Consider the following 25,205-nt stretch of genomic DNA (forward strand, 5'->3'; position numbering starts at 1 on the left):
TTCTGTGAAGACCCTCTCGCATCGTATTTTAGTGATGGGTGTGTCCGGCTCGGGTAAGTCGCATATTGGCCGTCAGTTGGCGCTAATCGCGGGGGCGACGTTTATTGACGGTGACGATCACCATTCACCCGCCAATGTTGCTAAAATGGCCAGCGGCATACCACTCAATGACAATGACCGGAGCGAGTGGCTGGATACGCTGGCAGCGTTATTGGCAGGCTATCAAAGGCAGGATTTATCGCTGGTGATTGCCTGTTCAGGGTTGAAAAAACGTTATCGCGACCGTTTGCGCGAAGGTGACCCGGCGCTGCATATTCTTTATTTAGAGGGCCGTCGGGAGCTGCTGCTGCAACGTTTGGAAAACCGTGCAGGCCACTTTTTCAAAGGCGATACCATGTTGGCCAGTCAACTGGCCGATCTGGAGCCCCCCGGTGACAAGGAAGCTTTCAACGCTTCGATTTCTTTGTCGCCCAAGGAAATCGTTGATCAATTTTATGCCACGTTGGCGCTACCTGGCCCCACGCCAAGCTACAGGGAGAGATAGGCATTGGAGTTACCCTTTTGAAGAAAAAACGCCCGACTCTACAGGATATCGCTGACCATGTAGGGGCTACCAAAATGACGGTAAGCCGCTGCCTGCGCGACCCTGAAACGGTCTCGGAAGGCCTTCGTGATCGCATTTTCTTGATTGCTGAACAGATTGGTTATATTCCAAACCGTGCGCCTGATTTGCTCTCTAGAGCAACCAGCCATTCGATAGGAGTGCTGGTACCGTCTCTCACCAACCAGGTATTTGCCGATGTCATTGTGGGCATAGAGACGCTAACGGAGCCGGCGGGCTATCACCTGATGCTTTCTCACTACGGTTATAGCCCCGAGCTTGAAGAGCGTAGTTTGGCCTCGCTGCTCTCCTATAACGTCGATGGGGTGATTCTGTCCGATCGTGACCATACCCCGCGCAGCCTGCGCATGCTGGAAACCGCCGGTATCCCGATTGTTGAAATCATGGACACCCACCGTCCTCCGCTGCAGCAGGCGGTGGGCTATGACAACGTTCAAGCCGCGTTCGATATGGTTAGCGAGATGATTCGCCGCGGGCGACGCCAGGTGATTTACCTGGCGGTGCGCCTGGATGAGCGTACCCGACAGCGCGAGCTGGGCTATCGCCGCGCCATGGAAAAGCACGGATTAACACCCGTCACCCTGCAAAGCACCCAGCGCTCTTCATACAGCGTTGGGGCAGCGCTGCTTCAGCAGGTCATTGCTGATTACCCAACGGCAGATGGCGTTTTCTGCACCAACGATGACGTCGCGGTCGGGGCCTATTTCGAGTGCCAGCGACGTGGCGTAGACGTGCCTGGACGCATGGCGTTGGCTGGCTTTCACGGCCACGATGTTGGGCAGGTTATGACGCCCCGATTGGCCAGCGTAGTCACTCCACGTCAGGCCATCGGCGAAGCGGCAGCGAGAGAGCTGCTAGCGCGTATTCGCGGTGAGTCGCTAACGCAGAAAGTGGTAGATTTAGGCTATCGTATTGAAGTGGGCATGACATTATAACGCAACGATGCTGGTCAACTACCCCGCCCTGAAGGACGGGGCTTGTAGAGAGCACCCTGCAAGCCAGGTTGACCAGGGAAAGCGATGAAAATGCCAGGCCTGAGAAGTGTGACTCCATCGGGCAAGCGATCCGGCTTCAAGCCGGCGAAAGTAAGCAGGTTCATGGCTGCGTCCAGCACCGCTTGTCGTTTTCGCGCCATCACCCACGATCAATCAGTGCTTTCTGCTATAGTTTTGGCCAGGCACTACTCAATCCAATCCGGGGGCTGCATGCAGGCTGAACTGATCGACATTCGTAACCACCTTTTACAGCATTCGCCGTTCAACGAAATGCCGGAGGAGCTGGTTAACCGTGTTACCGAAACCATCGAGATTGTTTACGCCCGTGCCGGCACCGAGCTTTTGCGCATCAACGATCCCAGCAAGGCGCTGTATTACGTGCGCAGCGGCGCGGTGGAGATTTTTCGACGCTCGGGCGAACTGTATAACCGGATTGGTGAGGGTGAAATCTTCGGCCAATTTGGCCTGCTGATGAACAAACACGTGCGTTTTCCGGCTACCGTACTTGAAGACAGCCTGATTTACCGTATTCCGGCAGAGACCTTCCACTATCTGTTCGAACAGGACGAGGGTTTTGCGGATTACGTGGAAATTGAAGACCGCAGCCGCCTGCGCTCCGCGGTATCGCGCCGGGAAAAGTCCAACCAGCTGATGACCTCGCGGGTAAGCCGGCTGATTTCACGCAAAACCGTGTCTGCACCTTATACCGTAAGGCTGCAGGAAGCGGCCCGAATCATGACTGAAAACAGCGTATCGGCGCTGCTGCTGATGGACGGCGAAGGCGACCAAGCGCGGCTAAAAGGTATTATTACCGATCGTGACCTTCGCATTCGGGCGGTGACGGAGGCCCTACCGTCGGAAACACCGATCAGCGATATTATGACCGAAGGGCTGATCACCATACCGGCCAGCCACTATATTTTTGAAGCCATGCTGACCATGTTGCACAATAACGTGCACCATTTGCCGGTGATGGACGATCACGAAGTGCGCGGCGTGATCGCGCTGTCTGACATCGTGAAATATGAAAGCCAGAGCAGCCTTTATCTGGTCAGTGATATTTACCACCAAATCAACGTAAAAGGCCTGAAGAAAATCAGCCTGGAAGTACGCGACAGCTTCGTGCGCATGGTGAATGAAGACGCCAACTCGCACATGATTGGCAGTGCCATGGCGGGTATTGGCCGTAGCTTCACCCAACGGCTGCTGGAACTGGGCGAGGAAAAGCTGGGACCACCACCCGTGCCCTATTGCTTTATGGCCCTGGGATCTATGGCGCGTGATGAACAACTGGTGGTGACCGATCAAGACAACGCCATGATTCTGGACGACAGCTTTGTAGCGGAGGAACACGACGCTTATTTTCTGGAACTGGCGAAATTTGCCAGCGACGGTTTGGCCGAGTGCGGCTACACCTACTGCACGGGTGACATCATGGCCACCAATGAACGCTGGCGCCAACCGCTGAAAGTTTGGAAAGCTTACTTTAGCGACTGGATTGATAACCCCCAGGCCCGGGCCCTGCTTAATAGCAATATCTTTTTTGATCTTGACGGTATTTACGGGGAAACCGATTTTGCCGAGCAGCTAAAAACTCTGGTAGCGCAAAAGGCGTCAAACAGCCAGCGCTTTTTGGCAATGATGGCGCGCAATGCTTTGAATCGTACGCCACCTTTGGGTTTCTTCCGTAATTTCGTGATGGAAGAAGACGGTAAGCATGGCAAGCACAGCAAGACCTTTAATCTGAAACGCCGTGGCACGGCGCCGCTGTCAGACCTTATTCGCATACACGCACTGGCTTGTGGCTCCAAGGCCCAGAATTCGTTCGAGCGCCTGGAAGCCATCGGCAAAACCCGCCTGATTCTGGACGACGGCATTGGTAATCTGCGGGATGCTTTGGAGTTTATCGCCATTGTACGTATTCGCCATCAGGCGCTGGCTATTGAAGCCGGGCGCGAGCCGGACAATAACGTGCGCCCGCAGGATCTTTCGCCTTTCGAGCGGAGCCACCTGAAAGACGCTTTTCAGGTGCTCAGTAACGCCCAGAAATTTCTGAAGTATCGCTACAACGCGCAGATTGCTCGCAATGTCTCTTGAAGAAATGGATACCCCGCCGTCCCAGCCCTTTGCCAATGTGCCCTGGCCCGACCGTTATCAGGCCCTGACAGAGGCCACTAACAACCCCTTGTTGAAGGCTTTTTACCAGGCCGGCTGCTGCGACGCGAATAGGCCTTTATCACAGGTGCCGATGGTGGCGATGGACTTTGAAACCACCGGGTTAAGCGCCACCGAACATTCCATCATAAGCGTAGGTCTAGTCCCCTTTACTCTGGAGGGTATACAGCTCAGCGGTGCCCGCCACTGGCTGGTGAAGCCGAGGCTTGCTTTACATCAGACCTCAGTAACGATTCACGGTATTACCCACGCCGACCTGGAGCAGGCGCCAGATCTGGCCGACATTTTGCCAGAGTTACTGGAATGTCTGGCGGGGCGCTTGCCGGTGGTGCATTACCGCGATATCGAACGGCCGTTTCTGGATGTGGCTTTGCGCTACCGGTTGCAGGAGGGGATTCAGTTTCCGCTGCTGGATACTATGGCCATAGAAGCGCACCTGCACCCAGACCGCCGGCCCACCTTTTGGCAAAGCTGGCGGGGCCAAAAACCGCTGTCTATTCGCCTGGCAGACAGCCGTTTACGTTATGGATTGCCCCACTATGCCGCGCACAACGCCCTGATGGACGCCATTGCCACCGCAGAGTTGCTACAAGCACAAATCGCCCACCATTTTGGTGCGCAAACACCGGTGAGCGATCTGTGGCTTTGATGTCACGCCTGAACATGGCGTCTGGCTAAAAAGCTCAGTTAACGGGTTCTACCGCGCCAATAAAATCGCCGTAGCCAGCATCGGCCATCTGCGCCAGCGAAATGAAACGCATAGACGCTGAGTTCATGCAGTAACGCTTGCCGGTAGGAGCCGGGCCGTCATCAAACACGTGCCCTAAGTGGGAATCTGCATAGTTGCTGCGAATTTCAACGCGAGTCGTAAAGAAGCCGCGATCTTCATGCTCCTTCACCATTGCCTGGTCCAGCGGGCGGGTAAAGCTGGGCCAGCCGGTGCCAGACTTGTACTGATCACGGGAAGAAAACAGCGGCTCGCCGGATACCACGTCTACATAAAGCCCGGGCTCTTTGTTATCCCAGTAGGCGTTGTTAAACGGGCGCTCGGTGCCGTCTTCCTGAGTCACGTTGTACTGAACGCTGCTGAGTAACTTTTTCAGCTCGTTCTGCTGCGGCTTTACAAACGCGTCCGGATTAAATCCTGCACTCGCACCAGACGCCTTTACCGTTTTCTGACCGACGCTTTCAGTATTGTTGGCAGTTGGCTTGAACTGACTGAAGTCCAGCTCGTAATCTGAGCCATACACTTTTTCAATGAACTGATAACGGCCAGAATTAAAGGTATAGAAGTTGTAGCGCACCGGATTCTTTTTGTAGTAATCCTGATGGTAGTCTTCCGCCGGGTAAAAGGTGCCAGCCGGAACAATCTCAATCACCACCGGATTGTCATATACACCAGATTCCTGCAAGGCCTTTTTGGCCGCTTCGGCTTTCTGCTTTTCTTCTTGGTTGTGATAAAAAATAGCCGGGCGATACTGGGTACCGCGGTCCACGAACTGGCCCTGATCATCCGTCGGGTCCATCATCCGCCACAAGCCCTGCAACAGCCCTTCATAGGTAATCTGTTGCGGGTCGTAATACACCTGTACCGCTTCGGTATGGCCGGTGCCACCAGAAGACACCGAGCGATAGGTCGGGTCTGGGGTTTCACCGCCAGCGTAGCCGGAAACCGCCTCTACCACGCCGGGGATTTTCTCGTAACCGGATTCCACACACCAGAAACAGCCACCGGCCACAGTTGCCACGGCCAGGTTCGGGTCAGCAGGCGCATAGGGGTTGCTCACAGCGGTGTTCTTCTCAGCGGAGGCAAAGGCTGCGTAAAACGCGCCGCTGGCCGCTATAACAACCGCAACAAGCACAGCTTGAAATTTGCGATTCATAAAAGAGCTCCTGAAAAGTAGTGTTCAATGATCATCCTAAACCTGAGGGATCACCAAAACGTTCCTATAGTGTTACGAATTTATAACGGCGTGGATTGTTTTTCGTCGGCCAAAGGCAGCCAGAATAAAAATTCCGCGCCGCCAGCGGGGCGATTGTGCACCGTTATGTGGCCCTGCTGCAGTTCTGCCATACGCCGCGCTATGGCCAGCCCAAGCCCGGCGTGGCCGCTGCGGTTAGCGCCAGGCGCCTGATAGAACGGGGTGAAAATGTGTGCCAGGGCCTGTTCATCAATGCCCGGGCCGGAGTCTGCCACGTAAATACTCACACCGGTTGCGTCTGCCGCTACGCTCACCCGCACTTTAGTGCCCGCCGGTGAGTGGTTGACGGCATTGCTGATCAGGTTGTCCAGGACCCGCTCGGTCATCGCAATATCGGCGTTTACCATGGCGGGCTCAACCGTCCCAATACTCAGGCTTACGCTATTCTGCCCGGCGCCAGGGGTGTGCTTTTGCACCACGTCGTGCACCAGCTCGGCCACCATGAAGCATTCAGGGTTAGGCTGCTTTTCACGGGCATCCAGAGCAGCCAGCTCGAACAGTTCGTCTACCAATTGACCAAGGCGGCGGGTTTCCCCCAAGGCAATCGCCAGAAAACGACGGCGCTGATCAAGATCCAGGGTGTCCTGTTTTAGGCTTAGGGTTTCCAGGTAGCCCTGCACAGCGGCCAAAGGCGTGCGTAAATCGTGTGATACCTGAGCTACAAGCTGGCGGCGCTGATGGTCTTTATCTTTCAACAGTTCAAGCTGACCCGCAATACGATGTGCCATGGCGTCAAAGCGCAGGCTCAGGTAATCCAGATCATCACCCCGTTCGCCGGGCACCTGCGGCGCCTGGGGCTCTAAATCCCTATCCGTTTTTGCCTCAAAGCCTTCAACCCGCGCGGTCAGCCGGGTTAACCGCCGGGTCAGCAGGCGGAAAAACACCAACCCTGCCAGCAAACCAACCGCCAGGCTCAAGGTCAGCGCGCCCGCGGCCATTTTTAGCAAGCGGTTGCTGTGCACCATGCTTTCGGCAAAATCGTACTGCTGACCTCGCAGCACTACATAGAGGTAACCACTCGGGTTGTCCGCGCTGGGCACGGGCGTCACCGAGAACACTTTGCGGCGATCGTGGCTGCGGGGGTCGTCGCCGGGCAATGGGTACACGTCAGGATTGGTCAGCAAGGTCTGAATTGGCTGCAAAGACACTTGATTGCGCTTGATCTTGTCGGGATTGGCAGAAAACGAAACTATCTTGCCCTGTAAGTCCAACAGGTAGATTTCAATGCTGGGATTGATGCTCATGTACAGATCAAACAGGCGTTCCAGCTCGCGATGGTTGATTTGATCACCGCTTACCAGATTACGGTCAGCGACTAAACGACTGGCCAAATCACGGTTGAGCTGGTGGTTTACTGCGGCACTGTATTCACGAACCGAGTAAAAACTCAGGGCGCTGAACAAGGTGCCAATGACCAGCAACAGCAGAAAAAGACCCAAGGCCAGGCGGGCGTAGAGTGTTCGCAACAGAGGTAGAGCCATGGTCAGTCCTGGAACCTGTAACCAACACCCCATACCGTTTGCACATAGAGCGGTTCGGCGGGATCGGTTTCGATTTTGTTACGCAAACGGTTGATGTGGGTATTCACCGTATGTTCGTAACCCTGGTGGTTGTAGCCCCACACAGCATCCAATAGCTGAGCGCGGCTGAACACCCGGCCGCGATGGCTGGCGAAGTGCCAAAGCAGATCGAATTCGCGGGCGGTCAGTTCTACCTCGGCATCCTTTACAAATACCCGCCGCCGCGACGAGTCTATACGCAGACCGTCAACCTCAATTACGCGACTTTCTGGCGTGACTGTTGCGCGTGCCGAAAAGGCGTCTCCGCGACGAAACAGAGCTTTTATACGGGCGCCCAGCTCGGCCACGCTAAAAGGCTTGGTCAGATAATCGTCGGCGCCCATTTCCAGCCCCAGCACCCGATCCAGCTCGGTGCTTTTGGCGGTCAGCATAAGCACGGGCACGTAATCTGGTGCGGTGCGGATTTCACGGCACACCGCCAGGCCATCAAGGCCCGGCAGCATCAGGTCCAGAACCACCAGATCGATGCCACCTTGGCGAAAACGTGCCAGACCATCATCGCCGCGGTTCGCCAGCACTGGTGTCATGCCCAGGTCGCCCACCTGCATGCTCACCAGTTCGGCGATGGCGGGGTTGTCTTCAATAATCAGTACGCTGCGTGTCATGGTGCTGGGGCTCGTTTGTCTGGACTGCAGGCCTAAGAGGTTACCGTTTTCAGTCTAACCCGAAAACGTCACAAACCGGTCACCGCAGGCCACCAAGAGAAAGTTAGAACCTGACAGCTTGGCAGCTTCGCACCTGGAGCTAGGGTAAAAGGCTTCTTAGTGACGGGATAAGGTCTTGCGTCTTGCGTCTTGCCCCTGCTTTGCCACTTCGTTGTAATCGTCTCGGCCTTTCCCGCCTCAATTAGAACGACAGAAGGAACCAGGAAATTGCCAGATCGCTACGACTGGAATTTCCGAGTGCATTGTTCTCGCATAAGCCGGATTATTCGAGAGGCAAAACGCAAGACCTGACCCCGCATCTCCGCGTATCTCCGCGCGAAATGTAGATACAGTTGTTGACACGCGCATGACCACGAATTAAAGTAGATACATTCGTAGCTACAAAAACCTAGGAAGTTTTTATGCAAAGTGAAGTTAAGCGTTGGGGTAACAGTGCTGCTGTTCGACTTTCCAGTAAAATCTTAGCTCAAGCAAGGCTGGACGTATCCAGCCCTATCCGCATTGATGTAAAGGCAGGGAAGATTGTTATCGAGGCAGTAGAGAAAGCTTCACACAAGATCAATTTACCATTTTCCGAGGCAGACCTGCTCGTTGGACTCGATGCTCACGGCGCTCATGCTGATGAAATTGCTGAACCCTCAGCTGCTGAAATGGGGGTTTAATGGCACAGTACATCCCTGATCGCAATGAAATCATCTGGCTGGATTTCGAGCCGATCAAAGGCAAAGAGGTCGGCAAATATAGGCCAGCACTGGTGCTATCGTCGAAGCAGTACAACATGCAGACCGGACTCCTGATTTGTTGCCCGATTAGTACCAGCATTCGCGGCACCACGACAGAGGTTGCTGTAGGTAACTTGGATAAGCCTTCTGTGGTTGCTTCAAGCCTCATTCAAACGCTGTCTTGGAAAGACCGTAAGGCTAATTTCATCACCAAGGCTGAAACCGGCGTGATGGATCAGGTTTTGGTCCGCATTATTCCTCTTATTGGAGCGGATAGCGTGATTGAGAAATTCATTGAGTAAGTGAAAACTGGCTCAATAGGGCTGAAATCTGTACAGAATGAGTGCCCGTCAAATCGACTGGGAGCCTACCGGTCAGGTGAAGGGGTAAGGTCTTGCGTTTTGCCCCTGCCTGGCCATTTCATTGTAATCGTCTCGGCCTATCCCCTTCAATTAAAACGGCCGATTAAAGCCCGCAAAGCATCGCCGCCTTCCGGGCTTTCTCTTTCTTCCGCTAATTACCCTAACAGGTTGTAAACAAATACAATCACAACCGCGACGGGCGTTACATAACGCAGCAGATTCAGCCACAGCGCAAAAGTGGCACCGTGCAAATTCAGGTCTGCTTTCAGCGACTCTTTCGCCACAAACCAACCGACAAAGATGGCGGTTAGCAAGCCCGACAGCGGCAGCAGGACGTTGGCGGTGAAGTAGTCCAACAGGTCAAAAATGGTTTTGCCTTCAAACGCTGCGAACATACCCAGCGGAGCCACATCTGACCACACGTTCAGCGACAGAATCGAGGCGATACCTAACAACCAGCACAGTATGCCCACCACAATGGCACTGCCGGTGCGGTTCATATTGGTATTTTCTTCCGCCCATTCCACCACCGGCTCCAGCAGCGAGATGCCGGACGTCCAGGCAGCAAACAGCAGCAACACAAAGAACAGTGTGCCAAACAGGCCGCCCATCGGCATGTTGCCGAACGCCAGCGGTAAGGTCTGGAAAATCAGCCCGGGGCCGGCGCTGGGCTCGAGACCATTAGCAAAGACCACCGGAAAAATGGCCAAGCCAGCCAGCAGAGCGACCACGGTGTCCATCAAGGCTACGGTAACCATAGTACGGCCCACCGGAACATCGTTACCGAGGTAGGAACCGTAGGCCATCATAATGGCCATACCAAGACTGAGGGTAAAGAACGCGTGGCCCAGAGCAATCAGAACACCCTCAATGGTTAGTTTTGAAAAGTCTGGCGTAAACAAAAAACTGACGGCTTCGCCGAAATGGCCGGTCGTCGTGGCATAACCCACCGCAACCAGCAACAGCAGGAACAACGCCGGCATTAGAATAGTCACGGCGCGCTCCAGGCCACTCTTCAGACCCTGCGACACCACCAGTATCACCAGTGCCATAAACACAGTGTGCCAAGCCAGCAGCTGCACAGGGCTGGCCAACAGACCGCCGAACAGATCACCAATGGATTTCGCAGTGCCACCGGTAAAGTCGCCCATGGCCGCATGGCCAACGTAAGACGCCGCCCAGCCACCAATCACCGAATAGAACGACAGAATGGCAAAAGCCGCGATCATGCCGATCACCGCCGAAATGCGCCAGGCTGGCGATTTCAGGTTACGCTCGGCCACCAGGCGCATGCTGGTGATGGGGTTGTGGCGACCGTTGCGGCCAATGAACACCTCCGCCATCATGATCGGGACACCGATAACAGCGATGCACAATAAGTACACCAGTACAAAGGCACCACCGCCGTTCTCACCGGTTACATAAGGGAATTTCCAAATGTTGCCAAGGCCAACGGCAGAGCCGGTTGCCGCCAGAATAAAGGCGAAGCGGGAGGACCAGAGACCACGGGACAAACCTGTGTTGCTGCCCGAGGTCGTTTTCGACTGAGTCATGTTCTTGTCCTGTGCTTTGGGCTAAAGAATGAGTTTAAAAAGGATCGCCCTGGTTCAGGCTAGGACTCTTGTGGCGGAATTTTGCCAGCACTGGCCAGCTGATGCCAGCCAATTGCTCAGATTCTGCCTTCAGCCCCGCTCCAGCGAACCCGTAACCACGAGTTCAGCCACAAAGACGCCAGAATAATAGCGCCGCCCACAGCCAGGCGCGGAATATCTGCGTCGCGGTTCCAGATCAGCAGATTCACCAATAAACCGGCAGGCACCAGGGCATTATTCATCACCGCCAGGGTGCCGGCGTCAACGTAGCAGGCGCCACGGTTCCACAGAAACAGACCCAGGCCCGATGCCGCCAGCCCGAGCCAGGCCAGAATGCCCCACTGCGTGGGTGTGGCGGGCAACTTGTCGGCGTTGCCAAACATCAGAAACGACGGCAGCGCCACAATTAAGGCGCCAAAGAAAAAATAACCAAAGGTGCGCCAGGCCGGAATGGGCAAGGGGTAGCGTGCCATCACGTGTTTGTAGCCCACCTGGCCCGCGGCAAAGGTGATATTGGCCACCTGCAGCAATAAAAAACCGGTGATGAAATCCTCACTCAGGCCATCATAACGAATAACGCCGGCGCCCAGGGTGGCCACTGCGGCCGCCACCAGCCCCGCCGGGGAAAAACGCCGGTTCAGGGCGTCGTCCGCCAGGGTCACGTACAGAGGGGTGAAGATGGAAAACAACAGTACCTCTGGCACCGACAGATAGCTAAAAGCTTGGTACAGGCACACGTAGGTAATGCCAAACTGCAGCATACCGCTGACCAGAATGCCTTTTTTCAGCCCATCAGGCACACCGCGCCAGCGGGTAAGCGGTAAAAACACCAGCGCCGCCAGTAACACCCGGGTAAGAACGGCAAAGTAGCTGTCTACCCTGCCCGCCAGAAACTCGCCGATCAAACTGAACGAAAACGCCCAGAGAACAGTAACAAATACCAAAAAACCCATACCCGCTGCGCCGACAAAAATGAAGGGCGACATTTTACCTGCTTTTGCGACCGATTACAGGACGCAAAAAAGCCTTGGTATTCTGTCTGGCCATCGCCTATGCGGACAATGCGCAATGCCCCTGAGCGCCCAGATCCGGTAACATCCGCTCCCCGATAGACGGCGCCTGACTGGTCATTCAGAGCCGCCACCGAATTCGACCGTATTTCGGACACTTGTTATGGATGAACTGCACCAGCCACTGCCCGCTACTCGCCAGCTTTTCGCTACGCGGGTGCTGCTGGAATGGAAAACTCTGGCGGTACTGGGCGGACCTATTCTGGTGGCGCAGGTTGCACAAATGGCCAACGGCGTGATTGACACCGTCATGGCCGGCCATGCCAGCGCTCAGGATCTGGCCGCCGTGGGTATCGGTTCCAGCTTATGGATGCCACTGTTCCTGTTTTTCTGGGGCGTTCTAAGCGCCCAGCAGCCGATCATTTCCGGCTATAAAGGCGCCAACAAACTGCGGCGAATTATGCCAACGGTCTGGCAAGGGCTTTATATTGCCGCCGCTGCATCTGTGATCATGATTGTTTTGCTAACCAACGTGCATCCGGTGTTAACCCTGCTAAAACTGGAACCCGCCACCGCCGGCATTGCCCAAGGCTACCTGGACGCCTTCGCCTGGGGCATTCCGGCGCTGCTAATAATCACCGCGCTACGCGGGCTGACCGATGGCTTGGGCCATACCCGGGTGATTATGGTGTTCTCACTGATCAGCACCCTGTTCAACCTGCCGCTGAACTATTTGTTCATCTATGGCGGTTTGGGTATTCCCGCTATGGGCGGTGTCGGCTGCGGCTGGGCCACGTCGCTGTCTAACGGTATCGCAGCAATCGGGTTACTGATTTACCTGAATCGCAGCCGGGTGTATCAGAATTTTCGTCTGCTGGCCTATGTCGCCCGCCCCAATCCGCGGGTGCTGCATTATGTGCTGCGACTGGGTTTGCCCATTGGTTTTACCATCTTTGTGGAAGCCAGCATGTTTGCAGTGATCGCATTGTTTCTGGCGCCTTTGGGACCCGTGGTGGTGGCCGGGCACCAGATTGCGTTAAACGTGGTGTCTTTATTGTTTATGTTGCCGCTGAGCCTGGGCATGGCCATCACCCTGCGGGTGAGTTTTCTGGTAGGCGCGGGCTCGCCCGAATCTGCGCGCCTGCTATCACGCAGTTCGATTATTTTGGCCGCCTTTATTTCACTGCTGTTTGCGATTGTCCTGTTTGTATTCCGCGCGCCCATTGCCGCGCTCTATTCCAGTGACCCCGAAGTTCAGGCGGTCAGCGTTACTCTATTGATGTACGCCGCATTCTTTCAGGTGGCGGATGTTATTCAGGTTACCTGCATCAGTGGCCTGCGGGGTTATAAAGACACCCGCATTCCGATGATCATCATGCTGTTTTCATTCTGGGTTGTGGGCATGCCGCTAGGCTATACGCTGGCGTTTACCAGCGTTCTGGTGCCGGCAATGGGCGCCGCGGGCTTCTGGGTAGGGCTCACTGGCGGGCTTATCTCCGCCAGTGTGCTGATGGGCTGGCGCCTGTTCAGCTATAACTGGGGCTGGGCCAGGCCCAAAGCTTCTGCGTGATGGTGCAGATGGTCGTCAATAAAAGACGCGATAAAGAAATAGCTGTGATCGTAGCCAGACTGCATGCGCAGGGTTACCGGATGGTTAACGCTGTGGCAGGCCTGCACCAGCGCCTGCGGATTCAGCTGCTCTGCCAGAAATTGGTCCGCAGTGCCCTGGTCAATCAGTAACGGCAAGCGTTCCTGGGCATCCGCGATCAGCAGGGTGGCGTCCCACTGTTTCCACTTCTCCTGGTTGTCACCCAGATAGCCGGCAAAGGCTTTCTGGCCCCAGGGGCATTTCACCGGGTGGGCAACGGGTGCAAACGCCGATACCGAGCGGTAAAGCCCGGGGTTTTTCAGCGCACATATCAACGCTCCGTGGCCGCCCATCGAATGGCCGCTGATGGATTTTTCAGCGCTGACGGGCAACTCGCTTTCTACCAGTTGGGGCAATTCCTTCACTACGTAATCGTACATACGATAGTGCAGAGCCCAAGGCTGCTCTGTGGCATTCACATAAAAGCCTGCACCGCTGCCAAAATCGTAGCTGTCGTCTTCCCCCGGCAAATTGACGCCTCTCGGGCTGGTATCCGGGCACACAATCGCCAAACCAAGCTCAGCGGCCAGTTTCTGTGCGCCGGCTTTTTGCATGAAATTTTCATCATTGCAGGTCAGGCCCGACAGCCAGTACAACACCGGTACTTTACAGCCCGGCTCTGCCAGCGCCTGCGGCGGCAGGAAAACAGCAAATTCCATCGGGCATTTCAGGGCGGCGGCGGTGTGGCGGTAACGACGGTGCTCGCCGCCAAAGCTGGCGTTGGTTGAAAGCAGTTCCATGGTGTTCTCGGCAGTGATGTGTTTGACCAAGCCTAACCCTCAGTCATCGGAGTTAGCAAACCTTGGTGTGCCCACGCTGCAACCTGCATTGACAAGGTGTTCCAAAATGGCGCTGCGGGTGACTATACCTACTAGTTTGCCGTGATCAACAACCGGGTACACTTTCGGTTTGCCAGCACCGAGTTTCTGGGCAAGGTCAACAATCGACGTGCCAGGTGAAATCGACAAGGGCTCACGGAACATAACATCGTCCACGATTGGATCACCCTCACAGTGATAATTGCTCACCAGCAGCGCATGGATACAATCCTGCTCAGACACAAAACCAAGCAAACGCCGACTCGCATCGACCACCGGCAGCCCGGAAATATGATTCTCCAGCAACGCCTTAACCACTTTGGTCAGGGGTGTCCCGCAGCGGATGGGCTCAATATGATTGGACATAACATCGGAAACTCTGAGTGCACACATGGGCAATTCCTCACATTTCTGTTTGACCCGGCCGGCATTGGCCAAACCTTAACCCTGTGTTGTAAACATAGGCAATATTCGCCGAATTCTCCAGCTTTCACCAAGTGCCGGTTTACACAGACCAGTAATTGAGTAAGCTCAGTATGTTATACCCATTGTGGGTGGAATCAAAAAATCAAACCATGGCACATACACATCGAACCATGGCATATATAAAAAGGGATTCTCATGGAAACTATTGAAAACGTATTTAGTGCAATTAACGGGCTGGTCTGGGGGCCACCCATGTTGATACTCATTCTTGGTGTGGGGCTGTTTTTAAGTCTCGGCCTGAAGCTGATGCCCATATTCAAGCTCGGTGCGGGTTTCCGCCTGATGTGGAACGGTCGCAACGCCACAGATGCGGAGTCAGATGGTGAAATTCCGCCGTTTCAGGCTTTGATGACCGCCCTTTCAGCCACTGTCGGAACCGGTAACATCGCCGGCGTGGCAACCGCGGTTTTCCTCGGCGGTCCGGGGGCCCTGTTCTGGATGTGGCTAACAGCCCTGGTGGGCATGGCGACCAAGTACTCCGAAGCGGTGCTCGCGGTGCGCTTCCGCGAGGTCGATGAGCGTGGCTCTTATGTCGGCGGGCCCATGTATTACATTCGTAACGGGCTTGGCAAAAAATGGGCCTGGATGGGCGTGCTGTTTGCGATTTTCGCCGCTATTGCCGGTTTCGGCATTGGCAATACTGTACAGGCCAACTCGGTTGCAGACGTAATGGAAGCCACATTCGGCCTGCCACACTGGATCAGCGGCGTTATCCTGATGGTTCTGGTGGGTATGGTACTAATTGGCGGCATTCGACGCATCGGGCAGGTTGCCAGTGCGCTGGTTCCTATTATGGCCATATCGTATCTGTTGGCTGGCCTGGTTGTACTGGCCATTAATTTCGCCGAGATTCCTGCCGCATTTGGGCTAATCTTCGAGCATGCGTTCAGCCCCATCGCGGCAGAAGGCGGCTTTGCCGGTGCGGCCGTCTGGGCAGCCATCCGGTTCGGTGTTGCAAGGGGTGTCTTTTCCAACGAGGCCGGTTTAGGTTCTGCGCCTATCGCCCACGCGGCAGCGCAAACCAAGAACCCGATCAATCAGGGTATGATCGCCATGCTGGGCACCTTTATTGACACCATCATTATTTGTACGATTACCGGTCTGGTCATCATCACTTCTGGTGTATGGACATCCGGCGAATCCGGCGCGGCACTCACTTCCATGGCGTTCTCACAGGCGCTTCCAGGCGTTGGCGGTTATGTGGTGGCCATAGCTCTGGCTGTCTTTGCCTTTACGACCCTTCTTGGCTGGTCATTCTACGGTGAGCGCTGCGTCGAATTTCTGTTCGGCGTAAAGGCTATAGTGCCTTATAGAGTTGCCTGGGTCCTCGCTATCCCGGTTGGCGCAACCATAAACCTGGGCCTGATTTGGCTGGTGGCAGACACGTTGAATGCCATGATGGCACTGCCCAATCTGATTGCCCTGGCGTTGCTCAGCCCGGTGGTGTTCAGACTGACCAAAGAACATTTTGAGAAAGAAAAAGCGGCAGGCCTTTGATACAACAGCCATTACGGCTAAGAACTAGCAGACCTGTGCCGGATGAGGTGAATCAATTAGCCCTTGCATTCCTGTCATCCGGCACCAGTTATTTTCGTATACAAAAGATAAACGCGCCCGACGGTTAACCTGCCGGAACCTCAAGCAACGCGATCAGATACTGCATCGAAGGAGAGCGAACATGAGTTTACGCCTTGGAGATACTGCACCGGATTTTGAACAGGATTCCAGTGAAGGCAACATCAGTTTCCACAATTGGCTGGGCGACGGCTGGGGCGTGTTGTTTTCACACCCGGCAGACTTTACCCCAGTGTGCACCACCGAGCTGGGCCTGACCGCCAAGCTGAAGGGCGAGTTTGCCAAGCGCAATGTGAAAGCCATGGCGTTAAGTGTTGACCCCGTTGATTCCCACCACGACTGGATCAAAGACATCAACGAAACCCAGGGTTGCACCGTTAACTTCCCGATCATTGCTGACCACGACGGTAAAGTGGCCGAGCTGTACGACATGATTCATCCCAATGCCAACAGCACGCTGACCGTGCGCTCGCTGTTCGTGATTGATCCGAACAAGAAAGTGCGTTTGATCATCACTTATCCGGCCAGCACTGGCCGCAACTTCAACGAAGTACTGCGGGTTATCGACTCCCTGCAGCTGACCGATGAGCACAAAGTAGCGACCCCGGGTAACTGGGAACGCGGCGGCGACGTGGTTATCGTGCCTTCACTGCAAGACGAAGACGAAATCAAGCAGCGCTTCCCGAAAGGCTATAAGGCGGTTAAGTCGTACCTGCGTATGACTCCAGACCCGACCTCTAACTGGTCTGGCGGTTAAATCGCACTGTTTGCATTTGTAGAAATGCAAAAAGGCCGGGCTGCTAACGCAGCCCGGCCTTTTTTATATCAACGCCCAATCAGAACGCAGGTGCTCTTAGAATGCAGGAACCACAGCACCCTGATATTTCTCGTTAATAAAGTCTTTCACGTCTTCGGATGTTAGCGCGGCTGACAGCTTCTTCATGGCGTCGCTGTCTTTGTTGTCTGGGCGTGCCACTAAAATGTTGACGTAAGGTGAATCCGAACCTTCGATGATCAACGCGTCTTTGGTCGGGTTCAGGCCAGCTTCCAGCGCGTAGTTGGTGTTGATCAGGGCAACGTCTACCTGGTTCAGGATGCGCGGCAGGGTAGCGGCCTCAAGTTCCTTGAATTCCAGGTTCTTCGGGTTGTCGGCAATATCACGCGGTGTCGCGGTGATTTTGCTGCCTTCCTTCAAGGTGATCAGTCCGGCTTTTTGCAGCAGCAAAAGGGCACGTCCACCGTTGGTAGGGTCGTTAGGAATGGCAACCACGCCGCCGTCTTTCAGTTCGTCCAGAGATTTGATTTTGCTGGAGTAAGCGCCGAAAGGCTCAACGTGAACACCGGTAACCGTGACCAGGGTGGTGCCACGGCCGGCGTTAAACTCGTCCAGATACGGCTGGTGCTGGAAGAAGTTGGCGTCCATGCGCTTCTGGTCAACCTGAACGTTGGGCTGGATGTAGTCGGTGAATACTTTTACGTCTAGCTCTACGCCCTGCTCGGCCAGCATCGGTTTCACAAATTCCAGGATTTCCGCGTGGGGGACCGGAGTCGCAGCAATGCTGAGTTCTTCGGCGCTGACAGCAGCAGAGAAAGTGGCCGCTGCAGCCAGGGCAATCAGGGTCTTCTTGAAGGTCATCGGTGTTCTCCTTGGGTGAATCTGAAGGTTAATTCGCCGCTATTTACGACTGAAATGTATAACTAGACGATCGCCTAGCATTTGTAGCAGCTGTACGAAAATTACTAGCAGCGCTACGGTGATGACCATAACGTCGGTTTGGAACCGTTGATAACCGAAACGAATGGCCAGGTCGCCCAGGCCGCCTCCGCCAATCACGCCGGACATAGCCGCGTAAGACACCAAGGTTATTGCAGTGACGGTAACACCGGCGATGATGCCCGGAAGTGCTTCCGGCAACAAGGCGCCGAGGACAATTTGCCGCACGTTAGCGCCCATGGCCTGGGTGGCTTCGATAATGCCGCGGTCCACTTCCCGCAGCGAGGTTTCTACCAGGCGGGCAAAGAAGGGTGCGCCACCGGCGACCAATGGCGGTATGGCTCCCGCAACGCCCAGGGACGTGCCTATCATCATCACGGTGAACGGAATCATCACAATCAACAGAATGATAAACGGCACCGAGCGCAGTACGTTCACCACAAACGACAGCACCGCGTAGGCCAAGGGCTGTTCCAGCAGCTGGCGTTTGCCAAACAGGAACAGCAGCACGCCAACGGGCAGGCCAATCACCACGCTGAACAGCAGCGACATAGCCACCATAATCAGGGTGTCCCAGCTGGCAATGCCGATTTCCACCCAGTCTACGTTGCTCAGTAAATCCTGCATCAGGGCTTCCATCAGTTCATCACCTCTACGTGCACGTCTGCGGCTTCCAGCGCTGCCATGGCCACAGCCAGGTCGCCACCTACCAGTGCCAGAGTCAGCTGGCCGTAAGGCGTATCTTTAATGTGGTCGATGCGCCCGGAGATAATGCTGAAATCAACCCCGGACTTGCGCGCCACGCTGCCCAGTAACGGGTCGTAGGTCGACTCGCCTTTGAAGGTCAGGCGCAGAATGCGGCCTTTGGCCTTTTTAAAATCCTGCTGCAATGCCAGGCTATCGATATTTTCGCTTTCGAAAACAAAGTCGCGGGTGGTGGGGTGTTGCGGGTGCAGAAACACATCGCTCACCGGCCCCATTTCCACCACGCGGCCTGCATCCATCACTGCAACCCGATCACACACCCGGCGCACTACGTCCATTTCGTGGGTAATCAGCACGATGGTTAAACCCAGCTCGCGGTTGATGTCGGCCAGCAGCTTCAGCACCGATTGTGTGGTTTGCGGGTCTAGCGCGCTGGTGGCTTCGTCGCACAGCAAAATGGTGGGTCGGCAGGCAAGAGCTCGGGCTATGCCCACTCGCTGCTTTTGGCCACCAGAAAGCTGTGACGGGAACTTTGTGGCGTGTTCAGACAGGCTGACCAGCTCTAACAACTCCGCAACCCGCTGCTGGATCTCGGTTTTTGAATAGATGCTGGCCAGTTTCATGGGGAAAGCAATGTTGTCGTTAACCGTCTTCGATGACAGCAGGTTAAAGTGCTGGAAGATCATGCCAACGTTGCGGCGAAAAGCGCGCAACTGGGCGGCGTTATAATGGGTAACGTCTTCGCCGTCGATCTTGATGCTGCCGCCGGTCGGGCGCTCCAGCAGGTTAATCAGCCGTACCAGGGTGGATTTTCCGGCGCCGGAGTGGCCGACAATACCGAACACTTCACCGGTTTCAATGGCGAAGCTGGTGGGGTGCAGCGCAGGTACGGCCTTGCCCCCCACCTGGTAGGATTTCTCTATCTGGTCAAATACGATCACGGATCAGCCTTGTTGCGCCTTGGGCGTCAGTGTCTTGTAGGTGCAAATTTTAAAGGCCGCAATTATAGACTATTCGCTGATCAAACCCGAGTCCGCATTAACCGGCTGAGGCTCGTTCCACTAAAACAACGGTGCTTAGTGCAAGGCCCGCAACTCGCGGGGGTAGAGCGCTGCGCTTACTTCTGGTTCTTCCAGCAGGTCTGAAAGTTGGCGGTCGGTGGCGGTTTCCTCGCCTTCGTTGGGCAGTGGGTCGAAAAGGGTACTGAGCCACGCTGCGACCGAGGGCGCTTGATCGCGCTGGTAATCGGTGGACAAGGCTTTGATTTTACGGAAACCAATAATCCGATGATGCCGTGGGTCACGAATTTGCTCAAAACCACGCCAATAGATGTGGTCACGGGTGTGCAGTTGCACAAACAGGGTGTCGATGGGACCATCTGCTTCGTCTTCCGCATCCGCCTCGATGTCGTTCTCGCCATTAGGTTCTGTGCCCGCAGCAGAATCGGTCGCCGGCCCTGGCTTTTTGTTGCGGATGGTGGTCCAGGCCGGGTAAAGCACCGCTACCGCGTCAGCTTCTACGTGCTCCCTGGCAGCGCGAAGAATCAGCCCCCAACGGGCTTTGTCGGCGTCGGTTTCCAGAGATTGAATGGGTAAATCGTAGCTGTGTTCGCTGGCCAGCACTATGGCCATCATCGGGGCATCTAACTCTCCCATGGCTTCCGCCTGGGCGACCGATACCAGTTCTTCGATTGCCATCGGTTGGTTCATAATGCTCTAGCCTCCTCGATGCCATCAGAATAAAACAGGGAGAACCGCACTCCCTGTTTATCAGCATAGCCTGTTACAACATGGAAAGATAAACGTGAGGGCGATAACAGCAGATCACAAGCCCCGGCAAATAATGAATCCTCTTTCAACCGTCATCACTTTTGCTATTGTGAGCCCACATCCATACCTTTAACGACGTTGGCCGGCCAATGGGTCAATATTCAAACACTCAATGTTCGAAACCGCCTTTATGACACCTATTTTTTTTCCCATAACCCGGCTGTTACAGGCTGCCCTGCTGGCAACGCTGCCGTGGTTTTCCAGCGACGCCGCAGCTAGCCCTGGCAAGGCCGACGCCTGGACCGATGTGGTGCGGGCCGCCCCGTATTGGTCCAGCCAGGGAGTGTATCGCAACGTGCTCACCATTCGCAGCTGGGTGTTGAACGAGTCCAGCTACTGCACCAACCAAAGCCGCCACATTTTTTACGATATGCGCGGCCAGTTTTTAGGCTGGAGCGAAGACGCTGACACCGTCGAAGCCAACCAGCAGCAGCTCAACAACACCCGCCAGGACATGTTCAAGGATGGCCGCAGCAGCGCCTGGGCCGCCGGCGCGGCGGATGTGACCGGGTATCCATTTGCACTGGCCTGCGACCAACCCCACGTTGATCTTCCCGGCTCTATTACCCGCTACCTTGGCCAAAAAGAGGAAGACCGCCTGTGGGGCGCGTGGGATGACATCAAGGTGGGCGGCCAGGGCGATTCAGTGTCGCTGCACCAAACGCTGATGGCCGTGTACAAAAAGCGTAATGAGCAGCAACGTTTAAGTGAACTCCCGCCGGCGTTACCGCGCTATTTAGCCGGGCAATTACTGATCGAAAGCGGCGGCCAAACCCGGGCTCATTCAACGGCCAACGCCCGCGGCATTATGCAATTGTCGCCTGCAGCGCTGTCGGACTGCCGTATTCCGCCAGAGAACTATTGGCACAGACTGGCACAGATGGACTGCGCTCTGCAGTTGAACAATCAGAATGCGCGTAATTTGCGTCCGGCATTTACCGATCGCTTTGGTGAGTTGCCCGCGCAAAAACGCGATGAACTGTTCAGTTTATTGCTGGTTCAGGCCTACCACGGTGGCGCGGGGCGAGTGAAAAGCCTACTGCAAGATGAGCTACTAAGCCGGCCTGCAGCGTATTTTGCCCGCCACCAGGCGCGCTATTCAGCGGGGGATATCGCGTTCGGCATGATTTTCCACAACCTGGGACGGGATCGTTTTGGCCTGTCGTCACTGTACTACGTAGCTGACGTACAACTGGCTACAGAAGCCCTCTGTGAACAAAACGAGTTGAAAAACTCCGGGTTCTGCCAGTGGAAATAACGCTGCTTCCAGGTGGCCTGGACGTGGGCGTTGCTCTGCTGCTGTTACTGGCCTCGGTGCTCGGCTCGATGATCAGCGCCAGCTTGGGTGCCGGTGGCGGTTTGCTGCTGATCGTCATTATGGCCGGTTGGATGCCCCCAGCCGCCATTATCCCGGTGCACGGGCTGGTGCAGCTGGGTTCAAACTGTGGCCGAGCCGCACTGACCTGGCGCCATATCGACTGGAAAGTAATTGCCGCTTTTGCTCCCGGCGTCGTGCTTGGAGCCAGCCTGGGTGCGTGGTTACTAGTGGATCTACCCGCTCAAATCTGGCAGCTGACCATTGCACTGTTTGTGCTGTTTTTGTGCTGGGGACCCAAGCTGCCGAAAGCCGCCATCGGCGCTCCAGGAATTGTTATAGCCTCGGCGTTTACCAGTTTTATCAGCCTGTTTGTCGGGGCCAGCGGGCCACTGGTCGCAGCGTTTATCAAACAGATTCACCGCGACCGCTTTAGCACCATCGCCACGTTTTCAAGCGCCATGGCTCTGCAACACGCGCCGAAAGCCCTTGTCTTCGGACTGACCGGGTTTATGTTGAGTGACTGGCTGGTGTTGATCGTGGCGATGATTGGTTGCGGCTTTATCGGCACCTGGCTTGGCCTACGCCTGTTGAAAGCGTTCAGCGATCAGCGCTTTGGCACGGTGCTGAATCTGCTGCTGACAGCCTTGGCTCTGCGTCTGCTTTGGCAGGCCGCTGCCGCAGGCGTTTGGTGGTAAATGATATCCGCAGGTTTTAGGCGCCTGACACCAAAACCACAACCACCTGATTACGGCCGCGGCCTTTGGCCAGGTACGAGCCCTCGTCGGCACGGGCCATAATGGCTTTTGTGCTGGTGTCAGTGGGGTTGATCTGGGCAAGGCCAATACTGGCGGTTACGCTATAGTGTTCGCCTTTGTGTTCAACGACCAGGGCTTCGATCCCTGCGCGAATCCGCTCCGCCAGAGCCTCGGCGCGTTCCATACCGCAGCTGGGCAGAAGTATTCCAAACTCATCCCCGCCCAGGCGCGCAACAGTGTCAGACTGGCGAACGGTCTGCCTTAGCAAGTCAGCCAGGCGGCGCAGAATCTCGTCACCGGTGAGGTGTCCGCCTTTGTCGTTCACCGGTTTGAAGTAGTCAAGATCAATCAGCAACATCACAGTAGCCACTTTATTCTGGCCGGCTTCTGCCAACGCTTTGTCCAAACCGTGGCCAAAAGCGCGGCGGTTTAAAAGCTGGGTCAGTGGATCGTGGGACGCTTCCCACGATAGGCGCTCGTTTTCTCGTCGGCGCGCGCTGTCGTCGCGCAGTACAAACACCAGGCGTTCTTGGGACTCACCGTTGCGAACCTTCAGCATGGTTAGGTCGATATCAAACTCACCGCCGGCGTGATTGCGCAAAATGGCGTAGAGATTATCGATCTTCTGGCTGGCCCGGAATTTCTCCAGAGTATAGCTGCAATCCTGATCATTGATCGACACAAGATCAAAGAAATTAGTTGGCCCAGTGATTTCACGTATCCCCAGCAGTTGCAGCGCGGCGCCATTGGCGTAACGCACAGCGCCAGTGTTATCCGCCATCAACACGCCCTCTTGCAGCACGCCGATAATGCTTTGTGCCCGGCGCTGCTCATCTTCCAGCGCGCTGGCCACGGCTAGTTCCCGGGTGACATCCCGCATGACGGTGATGGTGCCCAGAGTACGATCTTCGGTTTCGATCACCGCCGACATCATGTCAACCCACAAACCATCGTGCCCGCCAAACGCCGCCAGTTGGACGCGGCCATGAAAGGTTTTTTTCTTGTGCAAATCACGCTGCCAGCCGGTAATTAACGTTTTCCGGTCGCTATTTTTCAGGTAACCCATCATTGGCGTATCAATAATCTCAGCGGCCGAACGGCCAAGAATTACCTCCAGCGCAGGGTTGGCAAATTCGATCCGGCCCAACACGTCAGTTTGGGCAATACCAATGGGCGCGCTTTCGGTCAGCGAACGGTAAAAAGCTTCGCGTTCTGCCAGCGACAGCATGGCGCTCTCACGTTCGATCATCAAGGTGTTGAATATAGTGGCTACGCGCTGGATTTCGATGCTACCGGGAATGGCAACCGGCAGCGAACGCAAGCCCAGGTGGCGGTCCTGTACTTGCTGGCCCAGCAGTTTCAACGGGCGCATCAGCTTGCGAAAACGCCAGCCAGCCATGGGTACCAGCACCAATAAAATGACCAACAGCGTCCAGGCCAGGCCAATGGCGATACGGCCAATCGGCGCAAAAGCTTCCTTTGTAGGCCAAACCGCAGCTACAAACCAGGGTGCCTGGTCCAGCTGCCGCACCGACATAATGGTTACGTCGCCATCGCCGTTATCGGTTTTAGTGGTTCCCTCGAATCCACCCATGGCTTGTATCAGAATCGGGTTCTCCGCTCGCAAGGGCACCATAAACTGCCCGGAACGCCCGTTGACCAACGTTGTACCACTGTGGGTAGCAATACCAATATAACCGGTTTGCGCAAAGCGGATGTTTCCGAATTTATTCAGAATATGTTCGTCTTCAAGCAGCATAACGCCGCCAATCACCCCGATAAAACGCTGGTCATGGTTGAACACCGGCGCACCGATCATAACGACAGGTTTATCTTCGTAAGAAGAGATGTAAGGCTCGCTGATGATCGGTGTCATGAGCGTAGATATGCGCTTAAAATATTCGCGGGTGCTAAAATCTAACCCTTTAGGCAAGCCAATGCGTGGAAATTCCGCCTGCAGAAGACCCTCGGCATCGAGAATGAACAGGCTATCAAAAAGGTGCAGCAACTCGGTTTGGCGCGACAATAACAACTCGGCCCGGTCACGGAACACCAGTTCGGTCATGGTCAGGTTTGTTGCCACGTGGCTAATAATATTCAAGCGCATGGAAAGTTTATCGTCCAGTTCATAGGACACCAGAGCGGCTATGGACTCAACCTGTGCCTTTGCCTGCTGCTCCAGTTCCCGCTGGCTCAGCAGCCCACCTACCAGCATCACCGTCAGCGCAACCACCAGAATCACGACAGCAACCAAAGCGGTCGCCCGATTCACCAGACTGCCTAACCAGCGTTTAATCAACACAGTGATATTTGCACATTTTTGAATGACCGGCACTCATGGCTCCCTGATCACAGCGTGTTTGTAAATAGCTGCTCAGTTTAGCAGACCCGTACACCCACAAAATACATGGAATAGGCTTATAACCGCACGGCAGACAGCGCTTGGCGGCCATGCTCATTCTACGCTGGCAACAACTTGCCCGCGCCGCAATAACTGGCCCAGACCGCGGGCAGCTCTTCGCCCTGAATCTCTTTCAAGCCTAACAAAAAACCATAAACCACTGATCTTAAATGACGTTAACAATCTGGCACAGGGTTTGATTAGATTACCGGGTCCACGTTAGGACAGCAGGAATGCAACCTTTAAACACG

At 55.3% G+C, this 25,205-nt stretch carries 23 protein-coding genes; 11 read left to right on the forward strand and 12 right to left on the reverse strand.

Annotated features, from left to right (window positions below):
* Positions 1-4 precede the first annotated feature (4 nt).
* The 4 genes from ATG98_RS06485 (at position 5) to ATG98_RS06500 (ending at position 4,441) form a co-directional block, all read left to right on the forward strand.
* Complete coding sequence (locus ATG98_RS06485; RefSeq protein WP_098422440.1) at positions 5-544, forward strand: gluconokinase; 540 nt, start codon at positions 5-7, stop codon at positions 542-544.
* A gap of 17 nt (positions 545-561) precedes the next feature.
* On the forward strand, positions 562-1,557 hold the full coding sequence (gntR, locus tag ATG98_RS06490) for a gluconate operon transcriptional repressor GntR (RefSeq protein WP_098422441.1): 996 nt from the start codon (positions 562-564) through the stop codon (positions 1,555-1,557).
* A 270-nt stretch (positions 1,558-1,827) separates the two neighbouring features.
* On the forward strand, positions 1,828-3,714 hold the full coding sequence (locus ATG98_RS06495; RefSeq protein ID WP_098420093.1) for a putative nucleotidyltransferase substrate binding domain-containing protein: 1,887 nt from the start codon (positions 1,828-1,830) through the stop codon (positions 3,712-3,714).
* Entirely contained in the window at positions 3,704-4,441 is a 738-nt protein-coding gene (locus ATG98_RS06500) for a 3'-5' exonuclease (RefSeq protein WP_098422442.1), read from the forward strand. Before ATG98_RS06495 ends, ATG98_RS06500 begins: the two co-directional genes overlap by 11 nt.
* Positions 4,442-4,475: 34 nt before the next feature.
* On the opposite strand, the gene msrA is transcribed toward ATG98_RS06500, so the two are convergent.
* From msrA to ATG98_RS06515, 3 genes are all read right to left on the reverse strand, one after another.
* A complete protein-coding gene (gene msrA, locus ATG98_RS06505; protein ID WP_098422443.1) occupies positions 4,476-5,675 on the reverse strand; it encodes a peptide-methionine (S)-S-oxide reductase MsrA in 1,200 nt (399 codons plus the stop codon).
* An 80-nt stretch (positions 5,676-5,755) separates the two neighbouring features.
* Positions 5,756-7,255 (reverse strand): ATP-binding protein, encoded by a 1,500-nt coding sequence (locus ATG98_RS06510; RefSeq protein ID WP_098420098.1) that lies wholly within the window; start codon positions 7,253-7,255, stop codon positions 5,756-5,758.
* Between the two features lie 2 nt (positions 7,256-7,257).
* A complete protein-coding gene (locus tag ATG98_RS06515; protein WP_098422444.1) occupies positions 7,258-7,959 on the reverse strand; it encodes a response regulator transcription factor in 702 nt (233 codons plus the stop codon).
* 461 nt (positions 7,960-8,420) lie between these two features.
* Here ATG98_RS06515 and ATG98_RS06520 point away from each other — a divergent pair, with 461 nt between their 5' ends.
* Both ATG98_RS06520 and ATG98_RS06525 read left to right on the forward strand, forming a co-directional pair.
* Positions 8,421-8,681, forward strand: coding sequence for a MazF family transcriptional regulator (locus ATG98_RS06520; protein WP_098422445.1), 261 nt, complete (start codon positions 8,421-8,423; stop codon positions 8,679-8,681).
* Positions 8,681-9,043, forward strand: coding sequence for a type II toxin-antitoxin system PemK/MazF family toxin (locus tag ATG98_RS06525; protein WP_098422446.1), 363 nt, complete (start codon positions 8,681-8,683; stop codon positions 9,041-9,043). The genes ATG98_RS06520 and ATG98_RS06525 overlap by 1 nt, the downstream gene beginning before the upstream one ends.
* A gap of 215 nt (positions 9,044-9,258) precedes the next feature.
* Here the strand turns inward: ATG98_RS06525 and ATG98_RS06530 are convergent, their stop codons facing one another.
* Together ATG98_RS06530 and ATG98_RS06535 are read right to left on the reverse strand one after the other, a co-directional pair.
* Positions 9,259-10,656 (reverse strand): sodium-dependent transporter, encoded by a 1,398-nt coding sequence (locus tag ATG98_RS06530; protein ID WP_098420103.1) that lies wholly within the window; start codon positions 10,654-10,656, stop codon positions 9,259-9,261.
* 116 nt (positions 10,657-10,772) lie between these two features.
* Entirely contained in the window at positions 10,773-11,648 is an 876-nt protein-coding gene (locus tag ATG98_RS06535; protein ID WP_098424389.1) for a carboxylate/amino acid/amine transporter, read from the reverse strand.
* Positions 11,649-11,868: 220 nt separating this feature from the next.
* Here ATG98_RS06535 and ATG98_RS06540 point away from each other — a divergent pair, with 220 nt between their 5' ends.
* Positions 11,869-13,275, forward strand: a complete 1,407-nt coding sequence (locus ATG98_RS06540) for an MATE family efflux transporter (RefSeq protein ID WP_098422447.1) — start codon at positions 11,869-11,871, stop codon at positions 13,273-13,275.
* On the opposite strand, the gene fghA is transcribed toward ATG98_RS06540, so the two are convergent.
* Positions 13,236-14,093: an S-formylglutathione hydrolase gene (fghA, locus tag ATG98_RS06545; protein WP_098421761.1), complete on the reverse strand. Its 858-nt coding sequence runs from the start codon at positions 14,091-14,093 to the stop codon at positions 13,236-13,238. The genes ATG98_RS06540 and fghA overlap by 40 nt on opposite strands.
* 39 nt (positions 14,094-14,132) lie before the next feature.
* A complete protein-coding gene (locus ATG98_RS06550) occupies positions 14,133-14,564 on the reverse strand; it encodes a CBS domain-containing protein (RefSeq protein WP_098422448.1) in 432 nt (143 codons plus the stop codon).
* Positions 14,565-14,792: 228 nt separating this feature from the next.
* Between ATG98_RS06550 and ATG98_RS06555 the strand changes: the two genes are divergently transcribed.
* Together ATG98_RS06555 and ATG98_RS06560 are read left to right on the forward strand one after the other, a co-directional pair.
* Positions 14,793-16,154 carry an alanine/glycine:cation symporter family protein gene (locus ATG98_RS06555; protein WP_098422449.1) on the forward strand — a complete coding sequence of 454 codons (1,362 nt, stop codon included), beginning with the start codon at positions 14,793-14,795 and terminating at the stop codon, positions 16,152-16,154.
* A gap of 181 nt (positions 16,155-16,335) precedes the next feature.
* Positions 16,336-16,989: a peroxiredoxin gene (locus ATG98_RS06560; RefSeq protein WP_098422450.1), complete on the forward strand. Its 654-nt coding sequence runs from the start codon at positions 16,336-16,338 to the stop codon at positions 16,987-16,989.
* Between the two features lie 96 nt (positions 16,990-17,085).
* Here ATG98_RS06560 and ATG98_RS06565 read toward each other — a convergent pair whose 3' ends face one another.
* The 4 genes from ATG98_RS06565 to ATG98_RS06580 form a co-directional block, all read right to left on the reverse strand.
* A complete protein-coding gene (locus ATG98_RS06565) occupies positions 17,086-17,868 on the reverse strand; it encodes a MetQ/NlpA family ABC transporter substrate-binding protein (RefSeq protein ID WP_098422451.1) in 783 nt (260 codons plus the stop codon).
* A 39-nt stretch (positions 17,869-17,907) separates the two neighbouring features.
* Positions 17,908-18,585 carry a methionine ABC transporter permease gene (locus tag ATG98_RS06570; protein ID WP_018404280.1) on the reverse strand — a complete coding sequence of 226 codons (678 nt, stop codon included), beginning with the start codon at positions 18,583-18,585 and terminating at the stop codon, positions 17,908-17,910.
* Entirely contained in the window at positions 18,585-19,592 is a 1,008-nt protein-coding gene (locus tag ATG98_RS06575) for a methionine ABC transporter ATP-binding protein (RefSeq protein ID WP_098422452.1), read from the reverse strand. Before ATG98_RS06575 ends, ATG98_RS06570 begins: the two co-directional genes overlap by 1 nt.
* Positions 19,593-19,727: 135 nt before the next feature.
* Positions 19,728-20,360, reverse strand: coding sequence for a hypothetical protein (locus ATG98_RS06580; RefSeq protein ID WP_098420114.1), 633 nt, complete (start codon positions 20,358-20,360; stop codon positions 19,728-19,730).
* Between the two features lie 232 nt (positions 20,361-20,592).
* Between ATG98_RS06580 and ATG98_RS06585 the strand changes: the two genes are divergently transcribed.
* Both ATG98_RS06585 and ATG98_RS06590 read left to right on the forward strand, forming a co-directional pair.
* Positions 20,593-21,738, forward strand: coding sequence for a hypothetical protein (locus ATG98_RS06585; RefSeq protein ID WP_098420116.1), 1,146 nt, complete (start codon positions 20,593-20,595; stop codon positions 21,736-21,738).
* Positions 21,729-22,493 (forward strand): sulfite exporter TauE/SafE family protein, encoded by a 765-nt coding sequence (locus ATG98_RS06590; RefSeq protein WP_098420118.1) that lies wholly within the window; start codon positions 21,729-21,731, stop codon positions 22,491-22,493. The genes ATG98_RS06585 and ATG98_RS06590 overlap by 10 nt, the downstream gene beginning before the upstream one ends.
* A gap of 16 nt (positions 22,494-22,509) precedes the next feature.
* On the opposite strand, the gene ATG98_RS06595 is transcribed toward ATG98_RS06590, so the two are convergent.
* Positions 22,510-24,888 (reverse strand): GGDEF domain-containing protein, encoded by a 2,379-nt coding sequence (locus tag ATG98_RS06595; protein WP_228706034.1) that lies wholly within the window; start codon positions 24,886-24,888, stop codon positions 22,510-22,512.
* Positions 24,889-25,205 lie beyond the last annotated feature (317 nt).

Origin of the sequence: Marinobacter sp. LV10R520-4, assembly GCF_002563815.1 — a bacterium.
GTDB lineage: Bacteria > Pseudomonadota > Gammaproteobacteria > Pseudomonadales > Oleiphilaceae > Marinobacter.

Excerpts from the sequence above, each read along its gene's own strand:
- fghA (WP_098421761.1), bottom strand. The coding sequence starts at position 14,093 with ATGGAACTGCTTTCAACCAACGCCAGCTTTGGCGGCGAGCACCGTCGT.
- ATG98_RS06540 (WP_098422447.1), top strand. The coding sequence starts at position 11,869 with ATGGATGAACTGCACCAGCCACTGCCCGCTACTCGCCAGCTTTTCGCT.
- ATG98_RS06585 (WP_098420116.1), top strand. The coding sequence starts at position 20,593 with ATGTTCGAAACCGCCTTTATGACACCTATTTTTTTTCCCATAACCCGG.
- ATG98_RS06565 (WP_098422451.1), bottom strand. The coding sequence starts at position 17,868 with ATGACCTTCAAGAAGACCCTGATTGCCCTGGCTGCAGCGGCCACTTTC.
- ATG98_RS06515 (WP_098422444.1), bottom strand. The coding sequence starts at position 7,959 with ATGACACGCAGCGTACTGATTATTGAAGACAACCCCGCCATCGCCGAA.
- ATG98_RS06530 (WP_098420103.1), bottom strand. The coding sequence starts at position 10,656 with ATGACTCAGTCGAAAACGACCTCGGGCAGCAACACAGGTTTGTCCCGT.
- ATG98_RS06550 (WP_098422448.1), bottom strand. The coding sequence starts at position 14,564 with ATGTGTGCACTCAGAGTTTCCGATGTTATGTCCAATCATATTGAGCCC.
- ATG98_RS06560 (WP_098422450.1), top strand. The coding sequence starts at position 16,336 with ATGAGTTTACGCCTTGGAGATACTGCACCGGATTTTGAACAGGATTCC.
- ATG98_RS06580 (WP_098420114.1), bottom strand. The coding sequence starts at position 20,360 with ATGAACCAACCGATGGCAATCGAAGAACTGGTATCGGTCGCCCAGGCG.
- ATG98_RS06555 (WP_098422449.1), top strand. The coding sequence starts at position 14,793 with ATGGAAACTATTGAAAACGTATTTAGTGCAATTAACGGGCTGGTCTGG.
- ATG98_RS06535 (WP_098424389.1), bottom strand. The coding sequence starts at position 11,648 with ATGGGTTTTTTGGTATTTGTTACTGTTCTCTGGGCGTTTTCGTTCAGT.
- ATG98_RS06495 (WP_098420093.1), top strand. The coding sequence starts at position 1,828 with ATGCAGGCTGAACTGATCGACATTCGTAACCACCTTTTACAGCATTCG.
- msrA (WP_098422443.1), bottom strand. The coding sequence starts at position 5,675 with ATGAATCGCAAATTTCAAGCTGTGCTTGTTGCGGTTGTTATAGCGGCC.
- ATG98_RS06510 (WP_098420098.1), bottom strand. The coding sequence starts at position 7,255 with ATGGCTCTACCTCTGTTGCGAACACTCTACGCCCGCCTGGCCTTGGGT.
- ATG98_RS06570 (WP_018404280.1), bottom strand. The coding sequence starts at position 18,585 with ATGGAAGCCCTGATGCAGGATTTACTGAGCAACGTAGACTGGGTGGAA.
- ATG98_RS06500 (WP_098422442.1), top strand. The coding sequence starts at position 3,704 with ATGTCTCTTGAAGAAATGGATACCCCGCCGTCCCAGCCCTTTGCCAAT.
- ATG98_RS06520 (WP_098422445.1), top strand. The coding sequence starts at position 8,421 with ATGCAAAGTGAAGTTAAGCGTTGGGGTAACAGTGCTGCTGTTCGACTT.
- ATG98_RS06525 (WP_098422446.1), top strand. The coding sequence starts at position 8,681 with ATGGCACAGTACATCCCTGATCGCAATGAAATCATCTGGCTGGATTTC.